12 protein-coding genes, 1 other RNA gene and 7 pseudogenes are annotated in these 18,640 nt (G+C 64.8%); 6 read left to right on the forward strand and 14 right to left on the reverse strand.

The genetic code is table 11. The annotated features are described in order from the left end of the window. Nucleotides 1-207 precede the first annotated feature (207 nt). From aceE to XpopCFBP1817_RS13210, 4 genes and pseudogenes are all read right to left on the reverse strand, one after another. Nucleotides 208-2,895 (reverse strand): pyruvate dehydrogenase (acetyl-transferring), homodimeric type, encoded by a 2,688-nt coding sequence (aceE, locus tag XpopCFBP1817_RS13195; RefSeq protein WP_128417476.1) that lies wholly within the window; start codon nt 2,893-2,895, stop codon nt 208-210. 521 nt (nt 2,896-3,416) lie between these two features. Then, nucleotides 3,417-3,961 (reverse strand): annotated as a pseudogene (locus XpopCFBP1817_RS13200) (glycosyl hydrolase 53 family protein). A 279-nt stretch (nt 3,962-4,240) separates the two neighbouring features. Then, nucleotides 4,241-4,718 (reverse strand): annotated as a pseudogene (locus tag XpopCFBP1817_RS13205) (Tle-like phospholipase domain-containing protein); the annotation flags it as partial. A 5-nt stretch (nt 4,719-4,723) separates the two neighbouring features. Next, nucleotides 4,724-5,037: pseudogene (locus tag XpopCFBP1817_RS13210) on the reverse strand (hypothetical protein); the annotation flags it as partial. Between the two features lie 289 nt (nt 5,038-5,326). Between XpopCFBP1817_RS13210 and XpopCFBP1817_RS13215 the strand changes: the two are divergent. The 3 genes and pseudogenes from XpopCFBP1817_RS13215 to XpopCFBP1817_RS13225 all read left to right on the forward strand — a co-directional run bounded on the left by XpopCFBP1817_RS13215 (nt 5,327) and on the right by XpopCFBP1817_RS13225 (nt 8,104). Next, nucleotides 5,327-7,259, forward strand: a pseudogene (locus tag XpopCFBP1817_RS13215) (SpoIIE family protein phosphatase). After that, nucleotides 7,256-7,672, forward strand: a pseudogene (locus tag XpopCFBP1817_RS13220) (ATP-binding protein); the annotation flags it as partial. The pseudogenes XpopCFBP1817_RS13215 and XpopCFBP1817_RS13220, both read left to right, overlap by 4 nt. A gap of 12 nt (nt 7,673-7,684) precedes the next feature. After that, a complete protein-coding gene (locus tag XpopCFBP1817_RS13225; RefSeq protein WP_128417487.1) occupies nt 7,685-8,104 on the forward strand; it encodes an STAS domain-containing protein in 420 nt (139 codons plus the stop codon). A gap of 4 nt (nt 8,105-8,108) precedes the next feature. Here the strand turns inward: XpopCFBP1817_RS13225 and XpopCFBP1817_RS13230 are convergent. Further along, nucleotides 8,109-8,185, reverse strand: a non-coding RNA gene (locus XpopCFBP1817_RS13230) — sX9 sRNA. Nucleotides 8,186-8,342: 157 nt separating this feature from the next. On the opposite strand from XpopCFBP1817_RS13230, the gene XpopCFBP1817_RS13235 reads away from it, so the two are divergent. Beyond that, the gene (locus XpopCFBP1817_RS13235; RefSeq protein WP_128417477.1) at nt 8,343-8,966 is read left to right on the forward strand and encodes an HAD hydrolase-like protein; all 624 of its coding nucleotides are present in this window, start codon (nt 8,343-8,345) and stop codon (nt 8,964-8,966) included. A gap of 144 nt (nt 8,967-9,110) precedes the next feature. Here the strand turns inward: XpopCFBP1817_RS13235 and XpopCFBP1817_RS13240 are convergent, their stop codons facing one another. The 9 genes from XpopCFBP1817_RS13240 to mdcA form a co-directional block, all read right to left on the reverse strand. Continuing rightward, nucleotides 9,111-9,830: a GntR family transcriptional regulator gene (locus XpopCFBP1817_RS13240; protein WP_128417478.1), complete on the reverse strand. Its 720-nt coding sequence runs from the start codon at nt 9,828-9,830 to the stop codon at nt 9,111-9,113. Nucleotides 9,831-9,909: 79 nt separating this feature from the next. Beyond that, nucleotides 9,910-11,265, reverse strand: a complete 1,356-nt coding sequence (locus XpopCFBP1817_RS13245) for an SLC13 family permease (protein WP_128417479.1) — start codon at nt 11,263-11,265, stop codon at nt 9,910-9,912. A gap of 87 nt (nt 11,266-11,352) precedes the next feature. Beyond that, nucleotides 11,353-12,273, reverse strand: coding sequence for a malonate decarboxylase subunit epsilon (mdcH, locus tag XpopCFBP1817_RS13250; protein WP_128417480.1), 921 nt, complete (start codon nt 12,271-12,273; stop codon nt 11,353-11,355). Next, the gene (gene mdcB / locus XpopCFBP1817_RS13255) at nt 12,270-13,115 is read right to left on the reverse strand and encodes a triphosphoribosyl-dephospho-CoA synthase MdcB (RefSeq protein WP_244171171.1); all 846 of its coding nucleotides are present in this window, start codon (nt 13,113-13,115) and stop codon (nt 12,270-12,272) included. The genes mdcH and mdcB overlap by 4 nt, the downstream gene beginning before the upstream one ends. A gap of 272 nt (nt 13,116-13,387) precedes the next feature. Then, nucleotides 13,388-14,032, reverse strand: a complete 645-nt coding sequence (gene mdcG / locus XpopCFBP1817_RS13260; protein WP_128417482.1) for a malonate decarboxylase holo-[acyl-carrier-protein] synthase — start codon at nt 14,030-14,032, stop codon at nt 13,388-13,390. A gap of 2 nt (nt 14,033-14,034) precedes the next feature. Then, nucleotides 14,035-14,739 carry a biotin-independent malonate decarboxylase subunit gamma gene (mdcE, locus tag XpopCFBP1817_RS13265; RefSeq protein WP_128417483.1) on the reverse strand — a complete coding sequence of 235 codons (705 nt, stop codon included), beginning with the start codon at nt 14,737-14,739 and terminating at the stop codon, nt 14,035-14,037. Beyond that, complete coding sequence (locus XpopCFBP1817_RS13270) at nt 14,736-15,650, reverse strand: biotin-independent malonate decarboxylase subunit beta (RefSeq protein ID WP_128417484.1); 915 nt, start codon at nt 15,648-15,650, stop codon at nt 14,736-14,738. Before XpopCFBP1817_RS13270 ends, mdcE begins: the two co-directional genes overlap by 4 nt. A 118-nt stretch (nt 15,651-15,768) precedes the next feature. After that, entirely contained in the window at nt 15,769-16,086 is a 318-nt protein-coding gene (gene mdcC, locus XpopCFBP1817_RS13275; protein WP_128417485.1) for a malonate decarboxylase acyl carrier protein, read from the reverse strand. 9 nt (nt 16,087-16,095) lie between these two features. Further along, on the reverse strand, nt 16,096-17,742 hold the full coding sequence (gene mdcA, locus XpopCFBP1817_RS13280; RefSeq protein ID WP_128417486.1) for a malonate decarboxylase subunit alpha: 1,647 nt from the start codon (nt 17,740-17,742) through the stop codon (nt 16,096-16,098). A gap of 235 nt (nt 17,743-17,977) precedes the next feature. Here mdcA and XpopCFBP1817_RS24020 point away from each other — a divergent pair. Beyond that, a pseudogene (locus XpopCFBP1817_RS24020) lies at nt 17,978-18,295 on the forward strand (PadR family transcriptional regulator); the annotation flags it as partial. A gap of 111 nt (nt 18,296-18,406) precedes the next feature. Beyond that, nucleotides 18,407-18,604: pseudogene (locus XpopCFBP1817_RS13290) on the forward strand (siderophore-interacting protein); the annotation flags it as partial. Nucleotides 18,605-18,640: the final 36 nt, after the last annotated feature.

The raw sequence follows: 18,640 nt of genomic DNA on the forward strand, positions 1-18,640 counted from the left end.
TCGCTGATTTTTTGAAGGTATGGTCATCATCCAGTGCGTGTCACCACGGCTACGACTTGGTTGTTCGAGGTGCCCTTAATTTTTATCTAGGAATGCTCGCAACTGCTTGCATACTCCGTGGTGCCTGCTTGCCAAGTAGGCACATTCATCCTAGCAAAGTAAAAGGCGGCCTTGCGGCCGCCCCTTGTCCACAGATGTAACAATAAATCAAACCCCAACCGGATTCGCCTTCTCAGGATCAATCTTGTACTGCTTGATCGCCCGGGCAACATCCTTGCCGGTCATCTTGCCATCCTTCGCCAGCGCGGCAATCGCCGCATGCGCGATGTAGTAACGATCCACCTCGAAGAACCGGCGCAGATTCGCACGCGTGTCCGAGCGACCGAACCCATCCGTGCCGAGCACGGTGTAGGTCATCGGGACGAAGGCGCGGATCTGGTCGGCGAAGGCGCGCACGTAGTCGGTGGCGGCGATCGCCGGGCCCTGGCGGCCTTCCAGCAGCTGGGTGACGTAGGGCTTGCGCTGTTCGGCCTCCGGGTGCAGGCGGTTCCAGCGCTCGGCGGCGAAGCCGTCGCGGCGTACTTCGTTGAAGCTGGGGCAGGACCAGATGTCGGCGGTGACGCCGAAGTCCTTGTCCAGCAGCTCGGCCGCGGCAATGGCCTCGCGCAGGATGGTGCCGCTGCCCAGCAGCTGCACGCGCAGTTCGCCCTTCCTGGGCTTGCCGGCGTCCTTGAGCAGGTACATGCCCTTGATGATGCCCTCGGCTGCGCCGTCCGGCATGCCGGGGTGGGCGTAGTTCTCGTTCATCAGGGTGATGTAGTAGTACTCGTCGATCTGGTCTTCCATCATCGCCTTCATGCCGTGCTGCATGATGACGGTGACTTCGAAGCCGAAGGTCGGGTCATAGCTACGCACGTTGGGGATGGAGCCGGCAATGACCTGGCTGAAGCCGTCTTCGTGCTGCAGGCCCTCGCCGTTGAGCGTGGTGCGGCCGGCGGTGCCGCCGAGCAGGAAGCCACGCGTGCGCATGTCCGCTGCCTGCCAGGCGATGTCGCCCACGCGCTGGAAGCCGAACATGGAGTAGTAGATGTAGAACGGCAGCATCGGCACGTCGGACACCGAGTAGCTGGTGCCGGCGGCCATCCACGAGGCGATGGCGCCCGGCTCGCTGATGCCCTGCTGCAGCACCTGGCCGGTCTGGTCCTCGCGGTAGTACATCAGCTGGTCGGCATCGACCGGCTTGTACTTCTGGCCGAACGGGGCATAGATGCCGATCTGGCGGAACATGCCTTCCATGCCGAAGGTGCGCGCCTCATCGGCCACGATCGGCACGATGCGCGGGCCCAGCTCCTTGTCGCGCAGGGCGATGTTGAGGCTCTGCACGAACGACATGGTGGTGGAGTAGCTGCGCTCGCCGCTGTCCTTGAGCAGGCGCTCGAACTTGTCGAGCGTGGGCGCCACGAACGACTTGCTGGCCTTGGGACGGCGCGCCGGCAGGAAGCCGCCCAGCACGTTGCGGCGTTCCTTGAGGTACTGCACTTCCGGGGAATCTTCGCCGGGGTGGTAGAACGGCACCTGGCCGTCTTCCAGCTGCGCGTCGGTGACCGGGATGTTGAAGCGGTCGCGGAAGTGCTTGACCGCCGCGTCGTCCAGCTTCTTGGTCTGGTGAGTGGGGTTGAGCGCCTCACCGGCCGAGCCCATGCCGTAGCCTTTGACCGTCTTGGCCAGGATCACGGTGGGCATGCCGGTGGTGTTCACGGCCTGGTGGTAGGCGGCGTACACCTTGTGCGGGTCGTGGCCGCCACGGTTGAGGCGCCAGATGTCGTCGTCGGACAGGCCAGCGACCATGGCCGCGGTCTCCGGATACTTGCCGAAGAAGTTGGCGCGCGTGTAGGCGCCGCCGAAGGCCTTGCAGTTCTGGTATTCGCCGTCGACGGTTTCCATCATCAGCTTGGTCAGTACACCGTTGGTGTCCTTGGCCAGCAGGGCGTCCCAGTAGCCACCCCAGAGCAGCTTGATGACGTTCCAGCCGCCGCCACGGAACACGCCTTCCAGTTCCTGGATGATCTTGCCGTTGCCGCGCACCGGGCCGTCCAGGCGCTGCAGGTTGCAGTTGACCACGAAGATGAGGTTGTCCAGCCCTTCGCGGCCGGCCAGGGCGATGGCGCCGAGGGTTTCTGGCTCGTCGCTCTCGCCGTCGCCGATGAAGCACCACACCTTGCGGTCGGACTTGTCGATCAGGCCGCGGTTTTCCAGGTAGCGCATGAACTGCGCCTGGTAGATGGCGGCCAGCGGGCCCAGGCCCATCGAGACGGTGGGGGTCTGCCAGAACTCGGGCATCAGCCACGGGTGCGGGTAGGACGAGATGCCCTGGCCGTCCACTTCCATGCGGAAGTTTTCCAGTTGGGCCTGGCTGATGCGGCCTTCGAGGAAGGCGCGGGCGTAGATGCCTGGGGCGCTGTGGCCCTGGACGAACAGTAAATCGCCCGGGTGGGTGTCCGAGGGCGCACGCCAGAAGTGGTTGAAGCCCACGTCGTACAGCGTGGCGCTGGAGGCGAACGAGGCGATGTGGCCACCCAGGTCGCCCGGCTTGCGGTTGGCCCGCACGACAGTGGCCATGGCATTCCAGCGGATGATCGAGCGGATCTTCCACTCCAGCGCGGAGTCGCCGGGGTTCTTGGCCTCGTTGGCCGGTGCGATGGTGTTGACGTACTCGGTGGTGGGCGAGAACGGCAGGTAAGCGCCGGCGCGGCGGGTCTGTTCGACCATGCCTTCCAGCAGCTGATGGGCGCGCTCAGGGCCTTGTACATCGATGACGGCCTTGATCGATTCGAGCCACTCCTGGGTCTCAAGCGGGTTCGGATCGTTGTGCAGCACTTCGTTCAACCAGTTCATTAGCGCTCCCGGGGGGACACACCCCGCGGGTGTGTCGACATCGTGAATTCGTGAACCGCAAAGTGTACCGCACGCACCTGTTGGCATTTCTCGCTACGGGTGCGTATGGAATGGGATGGTGTTATGCGTGGGGGTGTTGTTGCGGTGGGTTTGGTGAGGGTTTGAGGTGGTGCGGAGCGCTTAGTTAACGCGAGCCGGGGGCGCACACGCTGCGAGGTGGGGCGGCAATTGAATCGACTGGCTGCATTGATGGGGAGCTGACGCCACTTGGCGAGCGCGGCTGGCGTACGACCACAGGATGAGGAAGCCAGGAGGACGGCGGATGCGCGTTGCCTTCTCCCTGTGGGAGAAGGTGCCCGCAGGGGCGGATGAGGGTGCGAGCGAAGCCTTGTGCAATCGGAACACCACCCGGGCTTGGCCCCGTACTCTCACCTCAACCCCGCTCCCGGCGGCAGAGGGGCTTTATCCGCGCGCCAGTAGGGTGCGGGGCAGCGGACGAGTGAGCGGACCAACACCCCCAATCAGAACGCCTGCAGCGCTTCGGTCAGCTGGCCGTTGTTGTTGACCGCGCCCATGATGCAGCCCTGCCAGCCTGGGGAGGCGTTGGGTTCACAGCAAAAGATGCCAAGCACGCGCGAGCCGATGGCGTTGCTGCGGGTGAGCAGGTTTGGTGAGCATGGCCCGGGTGGCGGCGGCCTGCTGCCAGGGCATGCCGACCTCGGCTACCACCACGTCGCTGCCGTAGCGGGAGATCATGTCGCGCATGTTGGTGTCCGGACGGTTGTTGTAATCCTGCCAGCTACCGACCGGCGGGTAGTGCGACAGACCGATTGACCCATACGCGCAGACCGATGGCGTTACCGCCAACGTGCTTGAACAGTTTGATGAAGTCGGTGGGGTTGCCCGATGCATCGCGAAACACCTGCGGCGGATTATGCGCCGCCTGCTGATTGCGCCAGCTGACATCGGCGCCCTTGGCGATGCCTTGCGCGCCTGGGTCGGCGCTGATAAAACCCAGCAGCAGCACCAGCAGCAAGCGGCTGTCACGCGTACAAAAACCGCTCATGACACCCTTTCCCTTGATCGATGGATGTCGCGCCACGCGGCGCCTTGCCTGACCCCCTGAATCCCGATGCGTGTTGTGTGGTGATGCGGGTGATGCTTGCGACGGCCACACACGCTGCAAAACGGTGGCGATTCAAACACGGCGATGCAACGCGGTCGCGCTCGCTATAGGTGCGGCGTGATTGCGGCATATCTCGAGGCGCAAAAAGCGGTGAGATAGCGCAATGGCACAATTTTCGCCAGAGCATCGTGGTGCGGGTGCAGCAGGACATCAGCGCAGCGGGATCAGGAAGTTGGCCTTGCTGTCGCTGTAGCCGACGCCACTCAACGTGGTGATCTCATCCGGCTTGACGTAGCTGCGCACCTGGCCGAAATGCGGCGATGCCGCGCTCACCGGACCGGACGCGATGCCGTGGTTGACCACGCTGTTGCCGCCTTCCGGAATACGGTAGCTCAGGCTGGCTGCACCGCACGAGTTGAAGGTTTCGCCCTTGAAGCCGTCGGGGTGCGCGCAGAGCTGTGCGAGCGCACCGCCGAGGGAGGGGCCGGTGACGGTGACATCGGGGGTGCGCCCCTCTTGCCTTGCCGAGTTCCTTTGCGTAGCCCAATGCGTTTTTGGCCAGCGCCAGCGCATCGGCTGCCTGCGGATTTGTCCGCGAGGCGACCATCGCCGCGTCGGTGAGAATGTCCTTGGCCGCGCCTTCGGTGCCCCGATGCGCAACCACGATCTCGCCACTGCCTTCGCGGCGATAGATCGTCTTCAGTCCTGCATCAGATCCAGATAAACGGTGCCGCGGTACTCGGTGTAGGACACCTTCTTCAGCGCGAAGTCTTCCTGGCTGGTGATGCGCCCGGCGATGCCGGTTTCGGGCTGGATCTTGCCGCATCCGGCTTCGTTGGCGACGTCGTACTGCGCGGCACCGTGCACCATGCCGAAGGCATCATGCGCATCTTTCAAGGTGCGCGTGACTTCGAACGCACGGCGCGGGCTGGGGTTCAACGTGGCAAGGCCGCGGCCACCGGCCTCCACGTCGGCTGCTGCGGCGGCCTGGGTTGCGGGGATTGGGTGTGGGTCATGCTGATCTCCGGGGCGCTACGGGCCGTCAGCAAAAGGGCCAGCAGGCTCGGTGTGAGAATCAGGCGCAAGGCCGGCCTCCATGGCGATCAGGGACGTTCGCTTGACCCGTTTTGGTCAATTTACGCCAGCTGAGGATGAGGTCACCGTAAGGCGGTTGCCGGCGGCTGGAAAACTGCCATGATCGGGTTCATCCGCCGCTAGGGATGGCACGTCATCGCCACTGATCTCATATCGCCAGCCGACAGCATAGCTATCACCCGGCGCGTGCACTGGCGGCGCAGCCTGCGCATGCGGGTGTTGCTGGCCGCCACGGCGGTGCTGGTGGTGTTGCTGGCCGTATTGGGCACGGTGTTTTATCTGGGTGCGCGCGCCGAGTTGGTGGAGGCGGCGCGCACCGAAGTAGATGGGTTGACCGAGCAGACCGCGCGCAGCCTGGCGGCAATGCTGGATTCGGTGCAGGTGAGCGGCCGCACGCTGGCGGCCAGCAGCGGTGCGGTGGGGCTGCAGCCGTTCAATCTGAGGGCCTTGTTGCTGGCCACGCTCAGTGGCGACCCGAATATCGGCGCGGCGCGTCTGATCATCGAACCGCGTACGCAAAAAGCCCGCGATACCGGTTTTTGTCTGGTACGTGCAGCGCAACGGCACGCGCACGCTGGAAAAATCGGTACAGGAACTGGGCTACGACTACCGTGCGATGCCGTGGTATTTGCGCACCCAACGCGAAGGGCGTGCATGGTGGTCGGAGCCGTACGTCAACAGCAAAGGCGGCGAGCTGTACACCAGTTACAACCTGCCGCTGCGTCGGCCGGGCGATGCGGTGGATGCGGCGCCGGTGGGCATGGTGAGCGTGGATCTGCCGCTGCAACATCTGCGCGAGATCATCGACCAGTTACCGCGCGACATCGGTCTGCAGCCGATGCTCTTGTCGCCGGAAGGCATGCTGGTGTTCAGCCCCGATCCTGCGCTCAATCTGCATGACACGCTCGATGCCTACGTGGCGCGTGCGCGCCCGGATCTTGCGCCGCTGCAGCGCGCAGTGGCGACGGGCCAGCCGATCTCGTTTTCGCACACCGCCCCCGATGGCGAGCGCTTTCTGACCGACAGCGCGGCAGTGGGACGCAGTGGCTGGACCTTCGTGCTGTCCGCATCGGAACACTACGTGCTGGCCGGCCTGAACTGGCTGGCGGTGTGGGTGGCGCTGGCAGCGCTGCTGGGTGCGGCGGTGTGGTGGTGGCTGATGGGGCGGATCACGCGCAGCTTGACGCGGCCGATCGAGGAATTGACCGATACCGCCGACCACTTCCGACGCGGCGAATTCGAATACCCGCTGCGGCATATCGAACGCGATGACGAAGTGGGCGTGATGGCGCGTGCGTTCGACAGCGCACGCGATGCGATCCGCGACCACATCGCGCAGATCGGCGAGATGACCGCTGCGCGCGAGCGCATGCACAGCGAGCTGCAGATTGCGCGCGAGATTCAGCAGGCCATGCTGCCGTCCGGGCGTACCTTCGATCGCGCCACCTCGCATCTGGAAACCTGCGCATGGCTGGAACCGGCCAAGGCGGTGGGCGGCGATTTCTACCACTTCATCGAGACCGAGCCGGGGCCGTTGTGGTTTGTGGTTGGCGATGTGTCCGACAAGGGCGTGCCGGCCGCCTTGTTCATGGCGCGCGCGGTGAGCGTGCTGGAAATCGCCGCGCGCCGGCACACGCGCCCGGACGCCATTCTGATCGCCGCCTCCACGCGGCTGGCCGAGAACAACGAGCCGTGCATGTTCGCCACTGTGCTGTGCGGGGTGATCAATGTGGTGAGCGGCGAGTACTGGCTGGCCAGCGCCGGGCACGAGCCACCGCTGTTGATCGATCTGGACGGCACGGTGCGGCCGTTGCCGCTGGACACCGGTGCGCCGCTGGGGATCGAGCCGCAGCTGGCCTACCCGGTGCTGCAGGGCCGCATGAGCGCCGGGCAGACCCTGCTGGGTTATACGGATGGCGTGACCGAGGCGATGGATGAACACGGCGCCAGCTACGGGCCGGAGCGGCTGCTGGCGGCGCTGCACCCGCGCCGCAGTGCGGCAGCGCAGTGCAACGCGGTGATTGCCGATATCGCCGGCTTCACCGGCCAGGCCGATGCTTACGACGACATCACGCTGCTGGCGATCCGGCTGCGCCAGGAGCATGCTGAGCGGAAGGCCGCCGGGGAGGCAACCACATCATGATGCTCGAGCTGGCCATCGCTCCGTCGCTGGACGACCTGGCCTATGTCAGCGACGCGCTGGAAGACTCGCTGCTGCGTGAAGGCCTGCCTCCCGAGCGCATCGGCCAGGTGCGGCTGATCGTGGAAGAGCTTGGCTGCAACGCGCTGCTGCACGGTCAATGCGACGAACAACCGCTGCGTGTGCAGTTGCAGGTGGACGCGCAGGCCCTGGTGCTGGAGTTGCGCGACCCTGGCGACGCCTTCGATCCTTGCGCCGTGCCCGCCCCCGATCTGGACGCCGATCTGGATACGCGCGCGATTGGCGGCCTGGGCCTGTTTCTGGTCAATCAATTCGCCGATCACATCGTCTACCGCCGCGATGGCGCATACAACATCGTGCGCGTCACCCTGCTCCACCCATATGCCCCTGTCCCCCGAGACCCTGTCATGACCACGCTCGCCATCCACATCGACCCGGCGCAAGACACCCGTCAACGCGTCATCCTCACCGGGCGCCTGGACACGCATACCTATCAGGATCTGGAAGCGGCGCTGTCGCCTCTGCTGGGCACCACCATCGCCACCCTGGTGCTGGACCTGACCGCACTGGAATACATTTCCAGCGCCGGCATCCGCGTTATCTTCAAGGCGCGCAAGACCCTGGCAACGCGCCAGGGCAAGGTACTGGTGACCAATCCGCAGCCGCAGATCCGCAAGGTGTTCGACATGGTCAAGGCGGTGCCGCTGAGCGATGTGTTCGCGTCCACCGAAGAACTGGATGCGTACCTGGCCGCGATGCAGCGCAAGGTCATCGAACAGCACGCCGACGGCGACAACCCGATCCTGCCGCACTTCGCCAAAGCCTGAGAGCGGCTAACACAACGTAGCGAGCGGTCGTCAGGTGAGGGCGGGCGGCGCGCTCAGAACCGCAGTGTACGAGCGGTACATGGCGATTCCGAGCACCGACCGCGCCCGCCTGGCGACCGCGCAGTAGTTTTGTTAGCCGCTCTAAGTTTCATCGCCTGCGCGCACATGCAGGGACGTGTTTGCGTATGGCACGTCAGCGGCATTGGGTAGGCTGTGACGCCCTGATACTTGCGTTGCAATGCCTGCACTGATCATCTTCGATTTCGACGGCACCCTGGCCGACTCGTTCGGTTTCTTTTTGAGCACGCAGCGCGTGCTGGCCGCGCGGCACGGTTTCCGTGCGGCACAAGCGCACGAAGTGGAGGATGCTCGCCGGCTGAGTACGCGGGAGCTGTTGAAAGCCTCCGGGCTGCGTGCCTGGCGCGTGCCGCTAGTGGCCGCCGACTTTATCCGGCTGATGCGCGCCGCACCGCCGATGGCGCTGTTTGCCGGGATTGTCGAAGTATTGGAGACGCTGCATGCCAGCGGCACACGCCTGGCGGTGGTGTCGTCCAACTCGATGGAGAATGTGCGCCGCGCATTGGGTGCGGAGTTGAGTGCAAAGTTCACGGTGATCGAAGGTGGCGCGCAGTTGCTGGGCAAGCAGCGCGCCTTGGGTCGTGTGCTGCGTGCTACCGGCTATAGCGCAACGCAGGCGGTGTATGTGGGCGACCAGGTTGCCGACTGGGAAGCTGCGCAAGTATTGGAATTGCCGTTTGCTGCAGTTGCGTGGGGGTATGCGCACCCGGACGTGTTTGCCGGGTTGGCTGAGACGCAGTTGATCGAACGGGTGGACGACTTGCTTGCCTTGGAGGTGCAGTAGCCCAGTTTTTCAATGGCCGGGATTCGGGATTGGCAAGAGTCAAGAGCAAGACCTTCTCACGGCTACGTGCAAACGTACCCTCATCCGCCCTTCGGGCACCTTCTCCCGGCGGGAGAAGGATCAGGCAGCTCGCCCATTGGACACCTACACCCCACCCACGCGCGGCAACGGCGCCGGCACATTCAACGCCCCGCCCGCCGCCACATACGCCGCCAACGCCTGCCCCTGACTCACTAGATGCCCATGCATCGTGCGCTCCGCCCCTTCCGCATCGCCGCGCCGCACGCACTCCATCAATGCGCGCTGCTCGGCCAACGACTGCGCCATGTGCCCCGGCGTCAACAGCTGACGGCCGCGATGCATCTTGAGGATGCGGTGCAGATCGTGGGTGACCCGGATCAACCACGGATTGCCGGCGTACTGCTGCACGGTTTCGTGGATCCGATAATTGTTGCGGTAATACTCGGCCAGATCGCCGGCTGTGGCTGCGGCTTCCATCGCCGCGTGGAGTTCTTCCAGGCGCTGCACGCCGGCCGCATCGATGCGCTTGACCGCATCGTGCGCGCAGCGGCCTTCGAGCATGGCCATCACTGGGAACAGCTGGTTGAGGTCTTCCAGCGTCAGCCGCGTGACCCGGCTACCGCGACCGGCGTCCAGTTGCACCAGACCTTCGGCGGCGAGCAGTTTGAGGCTTTCGCGCAAGGGGGTGCGGCTGATGCCGAGTTCTTGGGCAAGCGCCGGCTCGTCGATCCACTCGCCTGGCGGCAATGCGTAGTCGTAGATCTTCTGGCGCAGGCGCTCGGCCACTTCCTCGTACAGCGGTACGCGCTTTTTGGCGGTGCGCGAATCAGGGGCGAGGGTCATGGCAGGCAGATCGTCGGCAGTGGAGCGTGGGCGTCCATTCTACTGGGGCGCCCCCCGACCCTGCCGAAAGCGGGCCAGCTCACAGCCAGCCCGGCACCACCAACAGCAGCCACGCCGTCAGTGGCCCCAACAACACCACCAGCCCGCTGTAGACCAGGAAACGGCGGAACAGCGCGTCGCGCTCCTCTTTGGCGGCCGAGGCCACCACCAATGCGCCGTTGGTGGAAAACGGGCTGACATCGACGATGGTGGAGGAGACGGCGAGTGCGCAGATCACCCCGGCCGCGCCTAACTGGCCCTGCATCAGGAACGGCACCGCGAGCGGAATGGTGGCGCCGAGCACCGCCGCCGAGGAGGCGAACGCTGACACGATGCCGCCGACATAACAGACCAGCAGCGCGCCCAGCAACGGCATGCCGATGTGCGACACGCCGGTTCCGATATAGTCCACCGCGCCGGCTTTTTCCAGCACTGCCACGTAGGTGACCACACCGCTGATCAACAACACCGTGGACCAGCTGATGCCATCCACCGCACCTTTCTGCGCGTTTGGCCAGAGCACTGCGAGGACGACGGCGACAGTGATCGACACCAGACCGACATTAAGGTTGTAGACCAAGGCGGCGATGCCCAAACCGAGCAGACCTGCCAGCGTAATCACGCGATCGCCGGTGATGGCGACAGCCTCCAGCGCGAGCGGATTGGTCGACAAGGTGCCGCCACCAGCCGCAACCAACGCGCCATGTCCTTCGATCGCAAACGGGCGCTTGGAGGCCTGATCGTCGGCCACCGGCACGTACTGCGCATCGGCCAACGAGACCTCTTGCCGACGCATCAATTTGAGTCCGCCGAATACGCAGAAGCAGATGATCGCCATCATCAGATTGAAGCCAAGACTGGTCAGAAACACCGCCATCTCGGTGACCTGCAGCCCGGCCTTTTCGACCACCTTGTTGGTGATGCCGCCATACACGCTGATCGGCGAAAACCCGCCGCCCTGCGCGCCATGAATCACCAGCAGGCCCATCATCAACGGATTGATGCGGTACTGCTTGGCAAAACGCAGCGCCACCGGGCCGATGATGGCCACCGCCGCCGGCCCGAGCGCACCGAATGCAGTCAGCAACCCGGTAATGACGAACATCACCCACGGGATCGCCACAATGCGCCCACGCACCGCGCGCACCGCCCAATGCACCAGCAGATCGATGGTGCCGTTCTTTTGCGCAATGGCGAACAGATAGGTGATGCCGACCAGGGTGAGGAACAGGTCGCCCGGAAAGCCGGCCAGTATCTGCTTGCCGTCCAGCCCCACCCAGACGCCGCCGATGATGAAGGCCAGCGCGAAGGCCACCGCCCCCATGTTGATGGGCAATGCGGTGGCGACGATGAACAGTATCACCAAGCCAAGAATCGTTGCAATTTGCTGGGTCATGCGCCCTCCCAGACACCTGATACGCGTACAGCACGGATGGCCACCCGCCATCCAAGGGTCACGCCGTGTGCACCACCTGCTCGATCGTCATGCCGCGCGCTCGCACGCAGCGTTGACCCACGCGACAACACCTTGGGTGCCGTGGAATTCGTCCACCGACCGCTCTTCGCAGCCCGGCAATACCGCACGCGCCATGCGCGCCAATGCGCTGCCTGGCCCCAGTTCGAGAAACACGCGTGCGCCGCGTTCTGCGGCCTGCACCAGCACGTCATGCCAGCGCACGGTCTGTGCGATCTGTGCGGCCAGCGTGTCGACCGCCAATGCCTGCGTGGTGACGGCACGTGCATCGATGCCGGCGAGCACGCGCAGCCTGGGCGCATGCACGGCCGCGTTGCTCAATTCGATAGCGAATGCACCGGCAGCCGCGCGTAACCATGGCGTATGCGCCGGTACGCTCACCGGCAGCAGCGTGATACGCGCGCCTTGCGTCTGTGCAGCGTCGCCGAGTGCTTTCAACGCAGCGTGTGGACCGCCGAGCACGGTATGATCGCCGCCGTTGACGATGGCAAGTGCCGCGCCATGGGTCTGGCATAGCGTTTCGAGTGCGCGCAGTGGCAGGCCGACCACCGCCATCAACCCGGCATTGTCCGGGCTGGCCGCGTCCATCAGGCGTGCGCGGGTGGCGGCCAGTTGCAGGCAGGTGGCGCTGTCCATGCTGCCGGCGACGGCATGCGCAGCGAGCTCGCCAACGCTGTAGCCCAGTACCAGCAACGGCGTGGGCAGTTGCGTCTGCAGCACCTGCCATTGCGCCAACGTGCCGGCGCACACCAGCGGTTGTGCAATGGCATTGGTGTAACGGCTTGGGTCTGCGGCAAGCGTTTGCACGGAGTTGCCAAGCAGCTTGCTCGCGGCAGCGAGCACGCCGGCCGCAGCAGGCGCATCGACAACGCGCGCGAACATCGCGGCGTGCTGACCACCCTGGCCTGGGCAGAGCACGGCGAGCGTCATGCACTTTCCTGCAGGTGCAGAAACCAGGCGCAGGCCAGCAGATCGGCGCTGCCCCCTGGGCTCAGACGACGTGCAACGAATTGCTTGCCGATGGAGTTCAGCTGATCGCGCCATTGCGGCTGCGCGATGCCGCCATCGGCGAGAAATATGCGCGCCTGCGCTTTTGCGTAGACCAGGCCCTCATACCCGCCACGATGCAATAGATTGAGATCGTCCACCTCGCTGACCAACTGCATCAGCGTCTGCGCCACTGCCGCCTCGCGCGTGGCGCCGCTGTTCAATGCCGTGCGTAAGCACGGCAGCGCGATCTCGCGCAGCAATGGATAGCCCGCTGCGGCCTGCTCGCGCACACCGCTGATGCGGTACTGTGCACGTACACGCTGGCTGTTGCTGTGCGGGTTCAACGGCGCGGCCTGTAATGCCGCGCGCCACACCTGCACCGCGTTGCAGACCGCTTCGCCAGTGGAGCCGCGCCCATGCGCGACACGCAAGCGCGCCGCCTGCGCAGTGAGCAAGCCGAGGCTGAAAATCGCACCGCGATGGGTGTTGATACCGCCGGTGGCGCGCAGCATCGTCGCTTCAGCATCGATACCGAGCTGGCGCAGGCGTGCGAACGGCGCGTTGTCGATGCCGGCTTGCGCAATGGCGACAAAGTAGCCGCGTAACGCAAACAGACTGCGCAGGAAGGTGGAAGCGTCCATATCGGTGTGGCTGCCGGTATCGAACGGTGTGACCAAGCCGGGCTTTGGTGCGCAGGCCAGCTCTGCGTGCAAGGCGCCCACTGCAAAGCGCCCGAGTCGGTGCGCCAGCGCACTTGCCGTGCCGCTGTCGAGACGCAACACATCGTGTCGCGATGCACGCTTTCCAACATCACCGTGCGTACGTGCGTCATACCGCGCGCAGTGCGCCACGGCCGATTCGCTGCTTGCAGACATCAACCGCAGTGCAAGGCTTGATGCTGCATCGTGCGGTGCTGATCGGGCTGCCGTCGATGCTCTATTGACTGATACCAGGCACACTGCAACATCTGATGACGGCGCGATGGCCTGCCGATCGGCGACATCGCCGCGCCCATATGCGTCCTTGGTATCAGCAACACGGTTCGCCAGCGCACTCATGCCGCGCTGCATACCGGAAACAGCGCAGCACGCGGCAATAGCCGGCAGCCGTGATTGGACTTCACCAAGACCTGCTGCGCGCTACCGGCGTATTCGCGCCAGTTCACTGCGGTGTCGCCGTCGGCTAGCAATAATTCGCCATCCGCGCGCAGGCCATTGTGCTGTTCCCAGCGTTGCAGCAGCGTCACCACCGCATGCGCTTGTTCGGGCGTGTCGACGGACCACAACAGATCCAGATCCGAGTGCGCGTGCACATACACAAGCCCGGTGAGTGCCTGCCATGCAAAGCTGCCGAATATCCGTGGCTGCAACGCATTGGCCAGCGTTTGCATCAGTAGAGCCTGCAACGCTGGCTGCGTATCGGTGGGCGCGTGTGCAATCACTGCGTCCAACGGCAGCGGTGCGGTGCTGCGCGCGATATCGACCACACCAGCCGTCAGCGCAAGACGTTGTTTGCCTTCGCTCGGCGGCAGCGGCACGCCGAGCCGCACTGTGCCAGGTGCTTGGCTACCGTCCCCGCGCGCGACTACTGCCGGCAAACCCGACGCAAACCAGTGCTGCAGCCGCAGTTGCGCACCCGGCGTCAACGCTTGCCAGCGCGCGTCGGGGTGCAACCACACCAGTACGTGGCGGCCGGGCATGCTCAGGACTCGCCTGCTGCCACGGCGGCGGCAACATCGTGCGCCAGCGGACGGCCGCCACGCTGTGCGCCGCGTGCACGACGTTGGTCGCCTTCGCTGGACGTGGCCAAGGCATCGAGCAGCGCCAGTGCCAGATCGCCGTCCCACAGCGATTCCACCGCGCCCATGCGCACGTAGTTTTCCACGCCCGGCGCGAACACCGGCGAGCTCTTGCTCAGCGCCTGCAAGGTGTCTACCGATTGCCTGGTCACGCGCGCCATCGCACGCAGATCCATCACCCGGATCTGCGCATCTGACAGCGCATGGATATGATCGGCCATCAAGCCGAACGACAGAAATCCGCCGCTGACCGATTCGCCATACACCAGCGTGACCAGGCGTGCACCGCGCGTACGTGCAAGATCCAACGCGCGTTCCAGATGCGCGAAATAGCCGTTGATGCCAAGCACTTCGTCGCGACGTGCGAGCCGTTGCCCGGCGGTGTCGGCCAACATCACGATGGGGCGTTGCGGATGTGCACGCGTACTCGCCAAGACTGTCGCAGCCAGCGCCAATGCGTGGTCCACGCCGACTTCCAGCTTGTTGGCAGTACCGATCACAGTGACCTCGCCGGCAGCGGTCGTCGCACTGCCGGTGAGTACATCGTCGTTGCGTGCGATGGCGTGACCGAGCGGAAACAGTTGATCGAGCAGTTGGCTCAGTTTCATGGAAGGCTCCGGTCGGCGGTGGCGGCAATGAAGGCCTCCGTCTCCAGCAATGGCAAGCGCTGCGCATCGACGATTCCTTGGCGCTGCCAGATCTCCAGACCATCGCGGCAATCGCCGTACGCGTCGATGCGCTTGGATAATTGCTGATGCGCCAGTTCAAGCGCCTGCAATGCGGCATCGCCTTCTGGCTCGGCAAGGGTGTCGAGCGCCTGTGCGGCGGCACCGGCAAACGCAGCGATGCGGTCGGCCACCAACCTCTGCGCTTCGCCAAGCAGATAGCGGTGCTTGCCGCCGGTGACGCGCCAGACCAGGGCACGGTCGCGGGCATCGAACTCTTCCACGCCGCGCACGGTTTCGATCACGTCCGGGCCGGACAACGACAGGCGACCTTCTTCGGACATGATCACCGCGCTGCAGCAGCGTGCCACGATGCCCATACCGCCGAAGGCACCGTTGCCGCTGCCGATCAAGGCCAGCACCGGCACACCGGCAGCGCGTGTGGTCAAGGTTGCGCGCATGATTTCAGAGATGGCGATCAAGCCGGCATTGGCTTCGTGCAGGCGCACGCCGCCGGTGTCGAGCAACAGCAACACCGCGTTCGGCTGCGTGGCTACGGCGCGTTCAAGCAGGCCGGTGAGCTTGGCGCCGTGCACCTCGCCGACGCCACCGCCCATAAAGGCGCCTTGCTGGGCGGCGATCAACACGTTGCGACCGCGCAGCGTGCCTTCGCCGACCACGATGCCGTCATCGAAAGCGCCGGGCGTGTCGAGCTGGGCCAGGTGCGGGCTGATCAAACGACGGCGTGGACCGACGAACTCGTGGAAGCTGCCGGGATCCAATAAGCCATCAATCCGTTCGCGTGCATCGGCTTCGTAATAGCTGCGCTCGGTCATGGGGACGGTGGTGCTCATGTGCGGGTTCCCTTGGCTTGTGCAGGAGCCCACCTGGGCGCGATTGGGGCGTTACCGAGACAGCGCGTCGCGCTCGGGCGCGCTCCTACGGGATGACTGGTGTGTGCTGGATGGCGGCTCATGCGTCGGCTCCCTGCAGCACATCCATCGCCTGCTCCAATCGCAAACGCACCACCGCCGGCGTGGCGCCGACATCGTTGATGCTGATGCGCACATCGCGCAGTGGATGGCGCGCGGCAAAATCGTCCAGCACCGCTTGCCAGATCGTGCCGAAACCGCATGCGGCGGTGAGGATCTCGATCTCCATCGCGCCGTCGAGCGGCACGCGCTCGACCAGCACTTCCAGATTGCCGGAGGCGACCACGCCGACCAGCGCATGTTCCAGTCCGGCGCGTGCGCCGTGCTGACCGTCGAAGCGATACCGCAGGGTTCCCATGCTGTGCCCCTACCAATTGCGAAAACGTTTCGGTGGGTCGTACAACCCACCGGACCAGCGCACCAGATCCTTGACCGTGCGCGCGGCGAGCAGGTCGCGCGTGGCGTCGCGCGGGCCAATCCCCAGCTCTTCCGGCCGCTTGACGACGCCGCGATCGCGCAGGTTTTCGACCGCGCGCTTGTCGCGGCCCAAGCCGACTGCGGTGTAGCCGGACACGCCGCGAATCGCCTGCTCGCGTTCTTCCGGCGTGCGGCATAACAGCAGGTTGGCGATGCCTTCTTCGGTCAGCACATGACTGACGTCGTCGCCGTAGATCATCACTGGCGGCAAGGGCATGTTGGCGCGCTCGGCCAGTTCCCAGGCATCCAATTTGTCGACGAAGGCCGGTGCCATATGCTCGCGGAAGGTTTCCACCATCTGCACCACCAACTTGCGTCCACGTGGCATCTCGCCTGGACGCGCCGCTTCGCGCCCGGCCTTGAGCCAGGCGTCGCTGGCATGCCGACGACCGCGCGCATCCGAGCCCATATTGGGCGCGCCGCCGAACCCGGCGATGCGCTCGCGCGTGGCGGTGGAACTATTGCCCTGCAGATCGATCTGCAAGGTGGAGCCGATAAACATGTCGCAGGCGTACAAACCGGCGGTCTGCGACAGCGCGCGATTGGAGCGCATGCTGCCGTCGGCACCGGTAAAAAAGATGTCCGGGCGCGCGGCGATGTATTGCTCCATGCCCAGTTCCGAGCCGAACGCATGCACCGAGTGCACGAAGCCCGATTCGATTGCCGGTATCAACGCAGGATGCGGATTGAGCGCCCAATGCCGGCAGATCTTGCCCTTCAGCCCGAGTGATGCGGCGTAGGTGGGCAACCACAATTCGATCGCGGCGGTGTCGAAACCGATGCCGTGATTGAGCCGGTTGGCACCGTATTCGGCGTAGATGCCCTTGATCGCCATCATCGCCATCAGCACCTGGATCTCGGAGATCTGCGCCGGGTCGCGGGTGAACAGCGGTTCGATATGGTTGGGCTTGGGCGCCTGCGTGACAAATTCCACCCAATCGGCCGGGATATCCACGCGCGGCAGCGTATCGACGATCTCGTTGACCTGCGCAATCACGATGCCGCTCTTGAACGCAGTGGCCTCTACGATCACCGGGGTGTCTTCGGTGTTGGGGCCGGTGTAGAGATTGCCGTGACGGTCGGCGGCCTGCGCGGTGACCAGCGCGATGCGCGGGGTCAGGTCGATGAAGTAGCGGCCGAACAATTCCAGATAGGTGTGGATGGCGCCGATCTCGATGCGCCCTTCACTGACCAGCCCGGCCAGGCGTGCGGCCTGCGGGCCGGAGAAGGAAAAATCCAGGCGCTTGGCGATGCCGCGTTCGAACACATCCAGATGCGCGGGCAGCGACAACACCGATTGCACCATGTGCAGGTCGTGCACGCGTGCCGGGTCCACGTCGGTGAGGCAGCGCGCCAGGAAGTCAGCCTGCTTCTGGTTGTTGCCTTCCAGACAGACGCGATCGCCGGGCTCGATCACCGCTTCCAGCAGCGCCACGACATCGCTGGCCACCACAACGCGCCCCTGTGGCGCCAGTGCCGCGGCGCGCTGCAGGCGCTGGCGCCGGCTCTCGGCCTGGGTGTCCCACTGTCGGCTCATGCGGCTGCCTTATCGGGCCAGTCCCGTAATTTCGGAGTAATTACATCGTAATTATTGAGACATGCATTGTCTAGTCGCGGCGCAGCATGGCTTTGTAGGGCTCGGCATCGCGCTGACTGGTCAACGGGGGGCGAGCTGTCATGGCGGTGCAAGCGCACGGCCGCAGCGATCTTGCATGCGTCAACGCCTGCGGGCGCCGCAGCGTCGATCTATCGTTTCGCCCTGCGTCGCTCTAATGAAAGCGCATCTTCCGCCTGGTGGCCTATTTGCAGACCCCGATCCGGACTGCGATCCCGAACGCGAGCCCGGTGGCGCCGGGCGCTCGCGGCCGCTCGGGCACGGCGATCTGCGCCTGGTATTGCTTGCCCTGATCGAGCAACAGCCGCGTCATGGCGATGCGCTGATGCGGCAGATCGCTGCGCTGTTCAAAGGGCGGTATACGCCCAGCGCGGGCGCGATCTATCCGGCGCTGGCCCAGCTTGAAACCGATGGCTGGGGGCGCCACCGTGCGCCAGGTCCTGCTCCCGAGGGGAGAAGGGATGACCAACAACGCCGCTCTTGGTCGGTTGTCTGGTGAGATCATCCCGTCATTATTTTTGCCAGTTAATCCCTCGCTTCTCCCCCAATTCGCGCATCTGCGCGGCATCTCCAGGAACCACACAACATGGCCACCCACACCAACACCCAAATCCGCCGCGACCCGCGCCTGCGCTCCGTGCAGGTGCTGCGCTGCGAATCGATCACTCCGCAGATGCGCCGCATTACCTTAAGCGGCAACGAACTGGCCGGCTTTCAGAGCGACGCACCGGACGATCACGTCAAAGGAGCCTCTAAAAACCCCAGCAATCTGCCATCATTGACTTGACGCCCTGCCAGCGGAGAACGACAGACATGATCA

Source organism: Xanthomonas populi, assembly GCF_002940065.1.
In the GTDB taxonomy this organism is placed as follows: domain Bacteria; phylum Pseudomonadota; class Gammaproteobacteria; order Xanthomonadales; family Xanthomonadaceae; genus Xanthomonas; species Xanthomonas populi.